We start from the raw sequence: 14,196 nt of genomic DNA on the forward strand, positions 1-14,196 counted from the left end.
GGTTTCGACCGGTCTCCGCGTGCGGACTCCGGTCGCCGGAGAGCGCGTGCCGACCGCCGCAACGATCCCACCACTTGTCACCGCCGAGGACGAACGAGACGCATGGGTAGCGACGGCCTCATCGAGCTCGATCAGGACTGCTGGGTGGCGTTCGCGAAGTACAATCTGCTGCTCGCAACGACGTTCGGCATTCTCGCTATCGGCGTCCGGACGCTGCAGCCGGACAACGTCCTGTTACTCGTCGAAAACGGGGCGTTCGCGCTGCTGTTCGGCGCCGTCCAGACGTACGCGTGGCTCTCATCCTGACGCGTGTCCGCTCCGGCCACCGAAGCACTCGTCCGGAGTTGGCGAGGCGAGACCGCGGGGCGGCGGTCTCGTCGTCCCGCGAAACGGCAGTGACACACGTGTGTACTGCGCGGTCGGCCGGTCCCTTTCACCCCGATCAGCGCATCAGCTCGCCGCCGTTCACGTTCAGCGTCTCTCCGGTGACGAACGTCGCGTCCCGGAGGTAGGCGGCCGCGTCGGCGATGTCCTCGGGCTGGCCGTACCGGTCGACCGGAATCCGCGCCAGCTCCTCGCGCTTCTCCTCCGGGGTCCGGTCGTCGGTCATGTCCGTCTCGACGTGGCCGGGCGCGATCGCGTTCACCCGCACGTCGGGCGCGAAGTCCTCGGCGTGGCTCCGGGTGAGCGAGAGGAGCGCCCCTTTCGAGGCGGCGTAGTGGCACTCGATCGGCGCGCCGGTGTGCGCGAGGATCGAGGAGACGTTCGTCACCGAGGGGTCGTCGTCAGACCCCGAGAGGTGCGGGAGCGCCGCCTTCGTCACGTTGAACGCGGAGTTGACGTTGACGTCCATCACCCGGTCGAAGTCGTCGGGGTCGAGCTCCGCGGTGTACACGTGCTGGTCGATCCCGGCGTTGTTGACGACGTGGTCCAGCCCGCCGAACGCGTCGGCGGCGGTCTCGACGAGGCGCGCCGCCGCGTCGGGCTCCGAGACGTCCGCGCCCACGGCGACCGCCTCTTGGCCCCGGTCGCGGACCTCCTCGGCCACCGCCTCGGCGGCCTCGTCGCTGGTGCGGTAGTTGACGGCGACGTCGCGGCCGTCGGCGGCGAACCGAAGCGCGATCGCCCGTCCGATTCCCCTCGAGGATCCCGTCACGAGTGCGGCCGACATGTCGCTTCGGTCGCCCCCCTCCGACTTCGCTTTTCCGGACGCGGCGGTGGGAGTGGGCGAAACGCGCTCCGCCGCTCACTCCACTCGCCCCACCGTCACGTCGAAGGGGACGCGCTCGACGCGCTCGTACTCGCGGTCGCCGATGGCATCGACCACCTCGCGGCCCATCTCCCGCCAGCGCCGCCGGAGGTCGTCGTAGGCGTCCAGGGAGGTCGCGGCGATTAACTCCTCGCGGTGGTCGGCGAGCCCGGCGCCGGAGGCCTTCCGCGCCGCGGACGAGAGCGCGGTCTCCGCGTACGGCGGTTCGGTCCGTTTCTCGTGGACGTACCGGTGCGTCCGGAGGTCGCCGAGCCCCCCCGCCGCGAACGCCTCCCGCACGCGATCGCCGAGGGCGACGTCGGTGTCGACCCCTTTTAAATACGCCTCGCGGGCCTCCCGCTCCAGCCGCTCCTCGGCGGCGACCGTCGACCGCACCGTCACGTCGCCGTTGTCCGGTTCGACCGCGGCGACGAGGTCCGAGGAGACCCGCGCGAGCTCCCCGACCGCGACGGCCGGATCGGGGAGATTGATAAGGAGCGCCTGACAGACAGCCAGGTCGACGGCGTCGTCCGGGAACGGGAGCCGCGTCGCGTCGCCGGCGGCGTACCGGAGGCCGGTCTCCTCGCGGGCGACGGCCAGGAGGTCCGGGTCGGCGTCGACGCCGATCACGGTCGCGTCCGGCCCCGCTTCCGCGTCGAGGACGCGGGTCAGCTCGCCGGTGCCGCAGCCGACGTCGAGGACGCGGCGACGGCTTGACAGCTCCAGGTCCGCAAGGGCCGCCCGGTCGTCGGCCCACATCCCCGCTCGGGTGTGTTCGAGGTACTCCGCGGAGAAGCGTCGCACGGCCCCGCGTTCGGCGCGGGACGGATTAAACGTGAGGAAGACGCGCGGGGAGATTCGGCCCCTACTCCTCGTCGCCCTCGTCGCCGCTCCCGAACCCGACGAGGTCCCCGAGGAGCGCGGCGCTGACGCCGGCGCAGTAGCCGACGAACGCGCCGCTCAGCCCGACCGCCGCGAACGCCATCGTCACCCCGCCGATCGGGGAGTCGCCGGGCCCGACGCCCGGCACGCCGAAGACGGTCCCGACGACGACGAGCGCGGCGAAGACGACCGCGGGCACCGCGCCCACCGCGAGACACGCCGGGCCGCCGCAGCGCGCGTACCCGCCGACGGCCGCGATGGGCGCCGGCGCGTAAAACACCAGCAGCGGCACGACCCGGTCGGTCAGCGCCGCCGCGGTCGGAGCGTCCGCGAGATCGGCGGCGACCGCGACCGCCAGCGAGAGCGCCACGAGGCCGGCGAACCCGCCGATCATCGTGAGGGCCAACCGCCGCCGGCGACCGATGAGGAGCGCCTCCGTGGTGGTCATGCTCGTGGATCGAGGCCCCGCATATATAAATCCGCGTCGGACGAATTTTAAATAAATTCACAGGACCGGCGCCGTCTGCCCTCGGAACGGCTCACTCCGCGCGCAGCTCGCGAACGCGCTCGATGTTCCACGCGAAGCTCTTCCCGTCCTCGGTCGGGGTCTCAAGCGCCAGCGGCACGTCCGCGAGGTCCGGGTGGTTGACGATCCGCTCCATCCCGGCCTCGCCGATGTGGCCCTCGCCGATGTGTGCGTGCTCGTCTTTGTTGGTGCCGCAGGCGTGCTTCGAGTCGTTGAGGTGGATGTATTTCAGGTGCTCCAACCCGACCACGTCGTCGAACTCGCCGACCGTCTGATCGACCGCCTCGGGCGTCGAGAGGTCGTACCCCGCCGCGAACGCGTGGGCGGTATCGACGCAGACGTCGACGTCGGTCTGGGTGCGGTCGATGACCCCCGCCAGGTGTTCGAACTCGCCGCCGAGCTTCGTCCCGGCGCCCGCGTCGCTCTCGACCAAGACCGTCACGCCGTCGGGGACGTCGATGTCGTCGATCACCGAGGCGGCGTTGTCGAGGCCGCCCTCCACGCCCGCCCCCGTGTGCGCGCCGAGGTGAACGTTGACGTACGGGATGTCGAGCGTCGCGGCCGCGTCGACTTCCTTCTGCATCGAGTCGAGTGACTTCTCGCGGAGCCCCTCCTTCGGCGTACAGAGGTTGACGAGGTAGGAGGTGTGGATCACCCACGGTCCCGCCAGGTCGCGCTCGGTCCCCTCGCGGAACTGCTCGGCCTCCTCGTCGCCGATATCCGGATCCTGCCACACCTGCGGCGAGTGTGTGAATATCTGTCCGCAGTTCCCGCCGAACTGCTTCTGTCTGAACACCGCGTTCGCGATGTTCCCGTACGGCGGCGTTTCGGGATCGTTCGACGCTCTCGAACCGGAGATCGAGACGTGCGCGCCGACGTTGAGACTCATACCGGTATCACGAGGGCGACTGAAAAAGCCCCTTCGGAACCGGACGGGACCGCCTACCGGCCGTTCCCCGGCCGCGTCCGGACCCATCCCTCGTCGCGGTACTTGGCCTCGACGAGCCTCTCGGCCCGGGCGAGCTCCGCGCTCGACCACGAGCCGTCGCGGTCGAGCGTGACGTCGTCGCGCCCGGTCTCGTCACCGTCGGCCGCTCCGACCACCCACGCGACGAGCGCCGCCTCGACGGCCGCCACGGCGTCCGTCCGGTCGACGTCGGCCAGCTCGTCCATCCCGACCACGCGCTCCTCGAACTCGGTCGGGGCGATCGGTGGGTCGGCGAAGGTCCCGAGGTGACGCGCCGCGTCCACGGAGAACGTCAGCGACCCGTGCTGGACCACGGCGTCCCGCTTGCGGTACTGCGCGTTGCCGGCGATCTTCCGGCGCTCGGCCGCGTCGCCGCCCGCGTCGTCGCCACGGCCCGCTTCATCCGATCCCCTCGTTTGCCCCGGCCCGCCCGCCACCACGTCGTGGGCCGGGTGCAGCTCCCGGAGGTAACAGGCGGGACGGTACAGCTCCGGTACCGACTCCTCGACGTAGCCCGCGTCGATGCCGAGCCGGTCGAACGCGTCGAGGACCGGCTCACACAGCAGGTGGTAGCAGTCGAGCAGCTCGCCGGGCACGTCGGCGGCGGGCACCGCGATCGAGTAGGCGACGTCGCCGTTCGCGTCGTGGTAGATCCCGCCGCCGCCGGTCTGCCGACGCGTCACGTCGATCCCCTCGCGCTCGCAGAACGCCCAGTCGACGGTCTCCGGGTCCTGCCGGTACCCCAGCGTGAGACAGCTCGGCTCCCACCGGTACGTCCGGATCGTCGCCGGCCCGCCGGCAGCGGCCGTCTCCGCCGCGACCTCGTCGAGCGCCATCTGCATCGGCCCCGGGCGGGCCTCCTCTCGAATCAGCCGCCAGTCGCCCGTCGGCGCGGTCATGCGCCCCACTCCGCCCGCCGTCCCGAAAGCGGTTGCGCTCCGGCGGGGCGCGGCCCGGAACCGAATTTGCTATCGCGGAATAAGATTTATCACCTACGTTCGCCAAACGCGCGTCCCTTTTAGGAATCGCCGGAGTAGGGGGCGTATGGTCCGAAACGTCGCCGGCGACATGGCTGAACTCGAGTCCGAGGACTTCTATCTCCTCTCGGGCGTCGAGCAGGGGATGCGGTTCTCCGAGTGGGTCCGCCGCGACAAGCTCCCCGACTACGCCGACCTGACGCGCGAGGAGGTCGACTACCGGATCGACCGCTGTCTGGACCGCGAGCTAATCGAGCGGAAGACGATCCAGTACGAGGGGTACCAGCTCACCTTCGAGGGGTACGACGCCCTGGCGCTCCGCACGTTCGCCGAGCGCGAGACCATCGACGGCGTGGGCTCGCCCCTGGGGTTCGGCAAGGAGGGAGACGTGTACGAGGCGCAGTCGTTCAAGCCGCTCGCATTAAAGTATCACCGTGAGGGGTACACCAACTTCCGGGAGGTGAACCGCGAGCGCGAGTACACCGCCGACCGCGATCACGTCTCCTGGATGTACACCGCGCGCAAGGCGGCCGAGCGCGAGTACGAGGCGATGGAGGCGATGTACCCCGACGTGAGCGTGCCGCGCCCGGTCGATCACAACCGCCACGCCATCGTGATGGACAAGTTCAACGGCGCCGAACTCGCGCGCGCGACACTCGAGCCCGAACAGGCCTCCGCGGTCCTCGACCTGGTTCTCCGCGAACTCGTGACCGCCCACGAGCTCGGCTGGGTCCACGCCGACATGTCCGAGCATAACGTCGCGGTCGCGGAGAGCGGCGTCACGGTCTTCGACTGGCCGCAGGCGGTCCCCGTCGACCACGAGAACGCCCGGGAGTTCCTCGAACGCGACGTCGGGAACCTCTTGCGGTACTTCAGCCGAAAGTACCCCCACGAAGTCCCCAGAGATGCCGATATCGAGGGAATCGCGGCCGCTATCGCCGACGGCTCGTTCGAGACGGTTCGCGCGTTCGCGACGGAATAAATCTCATACTGCGATACGAAATCCGCTACGACGGCGGCCCCTCCACTCGACGCGACGCCTGCAATCAGCTACAACCGGATTCCCGACCCCGCGCGGCGCTTTCGCCGGCCGCTTTCGCTCAGTCCGCGTCGGCCGTCTCGGTCGTCTCGCCGGCCTCGATCCGCACGAGGTCGGCCTCGACGTCCTCGACGAACGCGCCCTTTCCGCCGACCGTGACGGTCCCCTCCTCGGTCTCCACGACGAGCGAGTGTTGCACCGGGAACTCGTTGTTCGTCGGCTCGACCATCCCCTGTTTCGCCTTGACCACGCGCCCGACGAGTTCGACGGGCTCGTCGCTCTCTGTCCACCGTCCGCCGACGGTCACGTGGGGGGGCTCGCCGGCGCGGAGGCGTAACGTCGCCTGCAGTACGGCGTGCCGGGAGTTCGCGTACTCGGCGGGGAGCGACGCCGGCGGGGCGGTCGCGACCTCGCTCGCGGCCGGCCAGTAGTTTCCGAGGAAGGAGCCGACGATGACGGGCGCGAGCTGCTCCTGCGAGAAGCGGATCGCCTGTCGGTCGGTGTCGGACCGCCGGAGGAGCTCGGGCGGCGCGACGACGCCGGCCGCGGAGTCAACCGTGAGCAGCGTGGGCATCGCCTCGCTCCACGTCCGGACGACGCTGCCGAGGCCGTCGAGGTCGGTGTCGACGCCGCGACCGTCGCCGGAGGCGCCCTCGACGTCGGAGATGACGAGAAGCACGAGGACGCCCCTGTCGACCGCGTCCGCGAGCGACTCGCTGATCTCGGGGAGGTGGTCGGCCGTGATCGACAGGGTCATCTCCGACTCTGCGTCGTCGAGCAGCGAGCGGATCCGCTTGATGACAGTGACGCGGGACTTGATCACCTCGAACTGTTCGGCCTGCCGCTCCACACGTGAGAAGCGCTCCTCCAGCCCGGGTCGGATCGCGTCGACGTCCGAGCGGAGGCGGTTTATGACTTCGTCGGGCGGGTTCGCGCGGATCGTCGTCGGCACGACGTGGTCGTTCACCCCGACGAACCCGCGGTCCGCGAGCGACTCGCTCACGCTGTAGACGTAGCGTTTCGACACGCCGGCGGCGTCCGCGACGGTACTCGCCTTCGCCTCGCCGTGCGCCAAGAGACTCAGATAGGTGTCGATCTCCTTGTCGGAGAGCCCGAATCGACGGAGGAGATCGTTCAGCGTCCGGTCGTCCATACGGAACAGAGGACGAGGGCCCCACTTATAAGGGTCGAAGAGCGCGACCCGCACCGGCCACCCGATCGGGGGGTGGTTGCCAAGCCGGACGACGCCACGGGGCGCTTACTCAAAAACGGCGACGGCGTCGACCTCGGCCTCGGTCCCGACCGTCCGGTCTTCGAACAGATCGGTCTCGATTCCGTCCGGCACCGCGACGGTCGCCGACTCGCTCGCGAAGTTGACGACGACGAGGAGCCGATCTCCGCCCTTTTCGGCCGTCCGGGCGAACGCGGTCACCCGCTCGGGGTCGCCGTCGACGACGGTCACGTCCGCGGCCGGGTCGCCGAAGTCGACGGCGCCCTCGCGAAGGAGCGGCTCGCGCTCTCTGAGCGCGGCGAGGTCGCGGTGGAAGTCGGTGAGGTCGGTGTCCCCGTCGTGCCACCGGATCGGTCCGCGGTACGTCTCGTTGCCGCGCTCCTGCCCGGCGTAGATCATCGGCGCGCCGGGGAGCGCGAAGACGCTCGCGGCGGCGGCCTTCAAGGCGTCCCGACCGTACTCGGCGAGGTACCGCTCCTCGTCGTGGTTCTCGACGTAGCGAAGCTGCGCGCCCGGGTCGTCGAAGCCGAGCCGCGCGGCGCGGTCGAACGCCTCGGCGACGGCGTCGGCGGGCGCCTCGCCCGCGCCGACGTCGCGGAGGACCTCGTACAGGGAGGTGTCGTAGTGGAGGTCGAACTCGCCCTCGCCGTAAAAGGGGTCGTGCGGGAGCGTCTCGTCGAGCAGGAGGACGTCGTCGGGGACGCGGTCGGCGACCTCCTTCCAGAACCCGTGCGGGACTCCCCACGCCACGTCGGCGCGGAAGCCGTCGACGACGGCGGCCCACTCGTCGACCACGTCCAGCAGCCACGCGCGGACCGCCGGGCTGTCGAAGTTGAGATTGGGGATCCGCCCCCAGTCGAAGTAGTGCTCCGGCATGTCGCCGTCGTCGAGCTCCGCCCAGTCCGTCCCGGTCACGTCGAAGGCGCCGTCGGTCCGCCGGTAGTGGTCGGCGTACTCGTCGACGCCGGCTGCGTGCAGCTGGAAGGCGGGGTGGTCGCGCGAGGTGTGGTTGATCACGAGATCGAAGATCACCCGGATCCCGGCGTCGTGGCAGGTCTCGACGAGCGACTCGAACGACTCTCGGGAGCCCAGATCGCTCGCCGTCTCGTAGTAGTCGGTGACGTGGTAGCCGTGTTCCGTCGGCGAGGCGAGCACGGGCGTCAGCCAGAGCGCGTCGACGTGCAGGCTCTCCAGGTACGGCACCCGGCGCTCGATCTCGCGGAACGTGGTCGGCAGGGTGTCGCCCGCGAACGACCGGACGAAGGCCTCGTAGACCGTCGGCGACTCCGCCCAGTCGGGGGCCGCGTGGGGGTCGGTGACCGCGATCGGTCCCCCGCTGGCATCGCCGCCACGCCCGACCCGGACCGTCTCGGACGCCCCGTACCGTTCCGCGTGCGGGACCGCGTGGATCCGGAGCCCGTCGCCGTCGAGGATGCCGTCAGGGATCTCGGCGAGCGGAACCGCGAGCGTGGCGCCGTCCGCCAGCGACTCGATCCGCGCGACCGCCTCTGGACCGGCGTCGCGGTCGTCGACGAGGAAGTCGACGGCTACGGGAGACCCGTTCGTCTCGTTGCCGCCGCCCAATGCGGACGGGGCGTCGACATCGGCCGTCAGGACGACCCGCGGTCCGTCGCTCTCGCCGTCCTCGCCTGTTCGACCCCCTTCGACGCGCGCGTCGAGCGAGAGCCGCGGCCTCCCCGGCCCGGAGACCTCGACGACGTCGCCGTGCTCGTTCCCCCGATCGTCGTTGGCGACGAAGCTGAAGCCGTGGCGGCCCGGCGGCACGCGCGTTTCGAGGACCCAGTCGTCGCCGTCGCGCTCGGGGCGGTCGCGGGCGAGGAGCCGCTCGTTGTGCGCCCACAGCAGCGAGACGCGGTCGACGTCGGCGTCGGCGAGCGGGAGGTCCGCGGCCGGCACCCGGAGCTCCGTTTCCCGGCGCTCGTCCGGGAAGGCGCGCACGCGCTGGCGGTGGGTCCCGTCGGGCGCGTCGAGCGTCACGACGTAGGTCCCCGGCGCGTCCGGCCGGAGGTGGACGACGGGGTCGTCCGACCGGCTCGTCTCGCCGCGAACGAGGACCGGCGAGCGCCCGTCGCGTTCGCCCCCGTTCCCGTTCGCGTTCTCGATTTCCGGTCCGCTGGCCCCCTCGACGGCGCTCTCGGCCGGTGCGTCGCGGACCGCCCACTCGTACGTCTCTTCTGGATCCGGAGATCGCGGCGCCAGCTCGACCGATTCGCCGACGCTCGTCGTCCGCGGAGGTCCGGGTTCGTGCATGGGGATACCCGGGCGCCGCTCGGCTTGAGGGTTTCCGTTTTGAAAATGTACGAATAACCATTACACCAAAAGTTAATACCCCGAGGGGGCGTGTACCCGCTTAATGCAACTCCGCGACGCGCTCGACGATTACAAGCGCAACACCGGACACGCCACCCGGTTTCCCGGCGAGCGGCGGACCGTCACCGGGCGGTTCTCCGGCGGCGACGGGCGGCTGGTCCACGTCGACGCCGGCGGCGAGCTCCGCGACTTCGGCTACCCGCTGACCGGGCGGACCGGCCTGGTCCGATCGCGGATCGGGCTCGCGGTCGGCGACGAACTCGTGTGGCTCGACGAGGTCCCCACCGAGCAGCGGTACGTCGGCGACACAACCCTTATCGAGACGGTCCACGAGGCAGACGCCGCGACCGTTACCCGCCACGACGCGACGATCGGGGACGCGCACGTCACGCGTGCCGCGGTCGACGTCGGCGAGGACGGGCACGCGAACGTCGACCCCGAGGCCCTCTCGCTCGTCGTCTACGCCCGGTTCGCCCCGGACGGCCGTGACGGCCGGGTCGGACAGCTCCGGTACGACGACGCGGTGGAGGTGTACCACGCCGACGAGCACGACTTCCTCGCGAGCGCCACCGGTCTTTCGGACCTCCGCGGCCAGCTCCCGGCGACGTTCCCCGAACTGCTCGACGACGCCCCCACGGACCTCCCCCGCGACCGCGGCGGCGACCGCTACGAGGAAGAGCGGCTCTCCGGCGAGGTGATCGCCGACGTCCCCTTCGAGGACGGCGCCGCGACGGTCGGGTCGCTGCTCACCGACCGCGCCGAGACGACCCGCGAGGCGGCTCGCGCCAGGCTCGACGAGCTGTTCGCGGAGCTCGACTCGGTCGAGGCGCTCGCCGCGGCCGCGGGCGAGACCACGCCCGCGGTCCCCGAGTCGGCGCCGGCCCGCGAGTCGCTGGTCGCCGACCTCCGCGTGCTCTCGCTGCTCTCGGCGGAGTCGGGGCTCCGGATCGCCGGGCCCGACTTCGACCCCTTCTACGCCACCTCTGGCGGCTACGGCTACACCTGGTTCCGCGACGACGCCGAGATATCCGAGTTCCTGCTCGGCGCCGACGACCGGCTCGGGCTCGGGCTCGACGACTGGCACGCCCGCTCGGCCGAGATGTACGTCGCCACCCAGCGCCCGGACGGCTCGTGGCCCCACCGCGTGTGGCCGCGGGACGGCGCGCTCGCGCCCGGCTGGGCGAACGCCCGCATCGAGGACGGGCCCGACGTGGACTACCAAGCCGACCAGACCGGCAGCGTCATCGCCTATCTCGCGCAGGCCCGCGCGGCCGGCGCGGATGTCCCAAATCTCGACGCGACCCTCGTCGCCGCGCTCGCCGGGCTCGACGAGACGCTGGAACCGGACGGTCGGCCCGTCGTCTGTCAGAACGCGTGGGAGGACAGCGTCGGCCGGTTCGCTCACACCGCGGCGACGTTCCTGGAGGCGTACAGCGAGCTCGCGCTCCACGGGGCGGGGCTCGACGCGAGCGCCCTCGACCGCGACGCGGGCGGATCCAACGCGGTCGAGGACAACGCCGACGCCCCCGGCGCCGACCTCGACGCCGCCGCGCTCCCGGACGACCTCGCCGGCCACGCCCGCGATCAGGCGACTCGGGTGTACGACGCGCTCGACGACCTGTGGGTGCCCGAGCGCGGCTGTTACGCGCTCCGCGAGACGCCCGAAGGCGCGATCGACGACCGGCTGGACTCCGCGACGCTGTCGCTGGCAAGCGCGCACCGGTCGTTCGACGCGTTGAGTGAGAGCGACGCCGGAGACGAACGTGGCGGCGCCGTCGACGACGAGCGCCTCGACCGGCTCGTCTCGCACGTGGAGACGGTCGTCGACGGGCTCGCCCGCGAGAGCGACGAGATATCGGGGCTGATCCGCTACGAGGGCGACGCGTGGCGGCAGGCCGGCCAGCTCTCGGAGAAGGTGTGGACCGTCTCGACCGCGTGGGGCGCGAACGCCTGCGCCGAGCTCGCCGTCCTCCTCGCGGCCCACGACGACCCCCGAGCGGACGGGATGGCCGAGCGCGCCCGCGAGCTCCTCGCGCGCGTCTCGCCCGGGGGCTCGCTGTGTGAACCGACGAGCTACCTCCCCGAGCAGTTCTTCGACGACGCGACGCCCGACAGCGCGACGCCGCTGGGCTGGCCGCACGCCATCCGGCTGGCGACGGTCGCGCTGCTGGCCGACGAGGGGCTCCTCTCCGCGGACCGGGTCGCGGCCGACGACTGACGTCGCGGCGCGTCTTCGCGCCGAGCGCGGCTACGGGTATTTAAATGACAGCGAGCGATTGCGGCTGCTATTTATAAATAAACGATGCGGTGGCGCGTGCCTCCGAGCGCCCTCGGGGCGCGAGGAGCACGCGCGAGGGAGTCGGTCGTCCGGAGCAACGCGGAGGGCGACCGACGAGGCTGGGGAGGTGTGAGGCTGCGGTGCTGTGCGGTCGGGGTGGGACCCAAAGGGGCAGCCGCGAGGACGAAGCACGACGACGTAAGCACTGGAAGGAGTGAGCGTAGCGAACGACTGAAGCGCGCAGCGAGTCGCGCGAGTCCTCGCGGCTGGGGCTTTGGCGGTGTTCGCCGCCGATCTGTGTTCAATCGCTTGTAAACGAGCGGCTGGGGCTTTGGCGGTGTTCGCCGCCGATCTGTGTTCAATCGCTTGTAAACGAGCGGCTGGGGCTTTGGAAGTGTTCCCCGCCGATCCGTTCTCAATCAGTCATAAATGACGGCTGGAGAATTCAAACAGAGTCACGCTTAATCAGCGCTCGATCAGATACGAAGCGTCTCGACTTCATCACTCGTCAGGTCCTGCCACGCCGCTATCACAGCGTTCAAACCCGCAGTAGCCCACCACCCCGTATGGACGCGGATCGTCGCATCGCCGCCGCCGAGGAGGTACCCGAGAACAGCACGCTGCTCGTGACGCTGCGGCCGGTCGACCCCGAGCGCGTCGACGACGCCGAGGGCGACGTGGGCGAGTCCGTGGACGGGACCCCCGAGGCGGAAGCGATCCTCACGCGCGCCGCGGGCGAGGTCCGCGCGTTCCGCAACTACTGCCAGCACTGGACCGACGTGCGCCTCGACAAGGACGACGGGGCGTTCGTCCGGAACGGCGAGGTGTTCTGCCAGAAGCACGGCGCCACCTTCGAGGCCGACGGCGGCTACTGCAACTTCGGCCCCTGCGAGGGCGCCGTGCTGGAGTCGGTCGACGTGGCCGTCGAGGGCGACGGCGTCTACCTCGCCGACGACGCCTACGAGTTCGTCCGCCTCGGCCACTCGAACCGCGACGGCGACAGCGGCGACTCGCGGATCGACTTCACCGGGAACTGAGGGGACCGGAGCGACCGGCCCCGACGCCGATGACGGCCGCGTCGGGCGGGGAGACCACAACAGCTCTTTGTGTAACGGCGGCGCATTTATATACGGCCGACGAACGCGGCGTATGACCGATTCGAACCCCTCCCGCCGCCGGGTCCTCGCCGGCGGGCTCGCCGCCGCAGCCGCTGGCGCGGTGGCCGGCTGTCTCGACGGGTCCGTGACCGGCAGCCCCGCGGACGAGGACGAAGACGGTCGGATCCTCGCGCTCAGCCTCGACGACGCGGGCGAGACGCTCCGCGAAAGCGCCGTCGTCGATCCGGCGGAAGCGGATCCGAGGTGGGACGCCGCGGCGTTCGCGGCCGCCCGCCACGGGGAAGGGTACACCACCCAGTACCGGAAGCCACTCCCGTCCGCGAGCGACGACCCGACGTACGCCGTCCACGAGGGGACGCACTACCGGCTGGATTCCGTCGTCGTGGACGAGGCGGAAGCGACCCGTCCCGTGCTTCGCCTGTTCGAGGTCGACGAGAGCGGCGGCGGCGACGGGCCCGGCGCCGACAGCGACCCCGCCGCCGTCGGGACGGAGACCCTCCCGGAGGGCGACCGGCGCGCCGTCGAGAGGGCCCACTTCTCGGCGCGAGCGCGGGGCAACTCCGGCGGCGTTCCGGTCGGACTGGCGGAGCGCGGCGGCTACGTCTACCGCGACGCGGAGGCGGCCGACGCGAGCGAGCTGCTCGCGGCGGACGGACCGGACCGCGTGGCGTACCGTGACACCGTCTATCGGGTCAAGGCTACCAGAGAACGGTTCCACGAGCCCGTCTACCGCGCCGTCGCCGAGCCGGTCGCGGAGTCGCCGGAGCGGATAGAAGCGATCCTCCGAGCGCACACGGTCGGCGCGCGACTCGACGACGACGACCTCTCGGCCGACGCGCGGGACGTGATCGAGGCCGCCAGAGACGGCGGGTACGAGGAGTCGCACCCGTACTCGGACGGGTACGCGGAGGTGCTCCGAGCGTTTCACGAGCGCCCGTACCTCGACGGCAACGTTCGAAAGGACGCGGCGTGGACCGAGTCGGGGTCGGAACGGATCCGCTACGAAGACCGGTACTACGACTACCGACTCCGGTTCAAATCGGCCTGAATCGACGCCGTCAGAACCGGGTGCGACCGCTCGCTCCGCCGCCGTCGTCGCGGCCGAGCGCCTTCTTCAGGAAGCTCATCCAGCGCTTCTGGTCGGCCGCCTCCTGCCGTTCCGCCTCCGTCTCCGGGTCGGGCGCGTCGAGGCCCTCCAGGGCGTCGAGCGCGCGGTCGATCCCGATGATCGACGCCGCCAGCTCCTCGCCGCGCTCGTAGCTCACCTCGTTCTCCTCGATGGGTTCGAGCCGTTCGATCCGCTCCCGCCGGAGGTTTCGCTTCGCCCGCTCGACCCGGTCGCGCTCGCCGGGCGGGACCGAGTCGCGCCGCTTGATCTCGAAAACGAACGACTGCAGTTCGATCGGCTCGCCCTGCACCTCGATCTCCTCGGGGATGTCCGCGCCAACCGTCGCGGCCTCGCGGTTCACCCGCTCTAAGAGCCCTTTCCGCTCGTACTCCTTCACGCCCGACCGGTAGGGGGCGGTCGCACTTCGCTCCTTCGACCCGGTGGGGGCGGCGGCTCGCGGCCGATCCCGCGAAGGGACGACGTTAACCCG

13 protein-coding genes are annotated in these 14,196 nt (G+C 70.9%); 5 read left to right on the forward strand and 8 right to left on the reverse strand.

Features of this window, described 5'->3' with window-relative positions; genetic code table 11:
• Positions 1-102 precede the first annotated feature (102 nt).
• Positions 103-306 (forward strand): hypothetical protein, encoded by a 204-nt coding sequence (locus tag N5096_RS03885; protein WP_267663017.1) that lies wholly within the window; start codon positions 103-105, stop codon positions 304-306.
• Positions 307-442: 136 nt separating this feature from the next.
• Here the strand turns inward: N5096_RS03885 and N5096_RS03890 are convergent, their stop codons facing one another.
• From N5096_RS03890 to N5096_RS03910, 5 genes are all read right to left on the reverse strand, one after another.
• The gene (locus tag N5096_RS03890; RefSeq protein ID WP_267663018.1) at positions 443-1,171 is read right to left on the reverse strand and encodes a 3-oxoacyl-ACP reductase family protein; all 729 of its coding nucleotides are present in this window, start codon (positions 1,169-1,171) and stop codon (positions 443-445) included.
• Between the two features lie 75 nt (positions 1,172-1,246).
• Complete coding sequence (locus tag N5096_RS03895; protein ID WP_267663019.1) at positions 1,247-2,053, reverse strand: class I SAM-dependent methyltransferase; 807 nt, start codon at positions 2,051-2,053, stop codon at positions 1,247-1,249.
• Positions 2,054-2,114: 61 nt separating this feature from the next.
• On the reverse strand, positions 2,115-2,579 hold the full coding sequence (locus N5096_RS03900) for a hypothetical protein (protein WP_267663020.1): 465 nt from the start codon (positions 2,577-2,579) through the stop codon (positions 2,115-2,117).
• 91 nt (positions 2,580-2,670) lie between these two features.
• Entirely contained in the window at positions 2,671-3,546 is an 876-nt protein-coding gene (locus N5096_RS03905; RefSeq protein ID WP_267663021.1) for a deoxyribonuclease IV, read from the reverse strand.
• Between the two features lie 53 nt (positions 3,547-3,599).
• Entirely contained in the window at positions 3,600-4,523 is a 924-nt protein-coding gene (locus N5096_RS03910; RefSeq protein ID WP_267663022.1) for a lipoate--protein ligase family protein, read from the reverse strand.
• A 145-nt stretch (positions 4,524-4,668) separates the two neighbouring features.
• On the opposite strand from N5096_RS03910, the gene N5096_RS03915 reads away from it, so the two are divergent.
• The gene (locus tag N5096_RS03915) at positions 4,669-5,583 is read left to right on the forward strand and encodes a serine/threonine-protein kinase RIO2 (protein WP_267663023.1); all 915 of its coding nucleotides are present in this window, start codon (positions 4,669-4,671) and stop codon (positions 5,581-5,583) included.
• 118 nt (positions 5,584-5,701) lie between these two features.
• Here N5096_RS03915 and N5096_RS03920 read toward each other — a convergent pair whose 3' ends face one another.
• Positions 5,702-6,793, reverse strand: coding sequence for a TrmB family transcriptional regulator (locus tag N5096_RS03920; protein WP_267663024.1), 1,092 nt, complete (start codon positions 6,791-6,793; stop codon positions 5,702-5,704).
• A 105-nt stretch (positions 6,794-6,898) separates the two neighbouring features.
• Positions 6,899-9,142 carry an alpha-amylase family glycosyl hydrolase gene (locus N5096_RS03925; RefSeq protein ID WP_267663025.1) on the reverse strand — a complete coding sequence of 748 codons (2,244 nt, stop codon included), beginning with the start codon at positions 9,140-9,142 and terminating at the stop codon, positions 6,899-6,901.
• 103 nt (positions 9,143-9,245) lie between these two features.
• On the opposite strand from N5096_RS03925, the gene N5096_RS03930 reads away from it, so the two are divergent.
• From N5096_RS03930 to N5096_RS03940, 3 genes are all read left to right on the forward strand, one after another.
• Entirely contained in the window at positions 9,246-11,420 is a 2,175-nt protein-coding gene (locus N5096_RS03930; protein ID WP_267663026.1) for a DUF7997 domain-containing protein, read from the forward strand.
• Positions 11,421-12,046: 626 nt separating this feature from the next.
• Positions 12,047-12,517 carry a Rieske (2Fe-2S) protein gene (locus tag N5096_RS03935; RefSeq protein WP_267663027.1) on the forward strand — a complete coding sequence of 157 codons (471 nt, stop codon included), beginning with the start codon at positions 12,047-12,049 and terminating at the stop codon, positions 12,515-12,517.
• Between the two features lie 112 nt (positions 12,518-12,629).
• Positions 12,630-13,646: a hypothetical protein gene (locus tag N5096_RS03940; RefSeq protein ID WP_267663028.1), complete on the forward strand. Its 1,017-nt coding sequence runs from the start codon at positions 12,630-12,632 to the stop codon at positions 13,644-13,646.
• A 10-nt stretch (positions 13,647-13,656) separates the two neighbouring features.
• Here N5096_RS03940 and N5096_RS03945 read toward each other — a convergent pair whose 3' ends face one another.
• The gene (locus tag N5096_RS03945; RefSeq protein ID WP_267663029.1) at positions 13,657-14,103 is read right to left on the reverse strand and encodes a DUF5788 family protein; all 447 of its coding nucleotides are present in this window, start codon (positions 14,101-14,103) and stop codon (positions 13,657-13,659) included.
• Between the last annotated feature and the right edge of the window lie 93 nt (positions 14,104-14,196).

It is taken from the genome of Halorubrum yunnanense (genome assembly GCF_026586675.1).
In the GTDB taxonomy this organism is placed as follows: Archaea; Halobacteriota; Halobacteria; order Halobacteriales; family Haloferacaceae; genus Halorubrum; species Halorubrum yunnanense.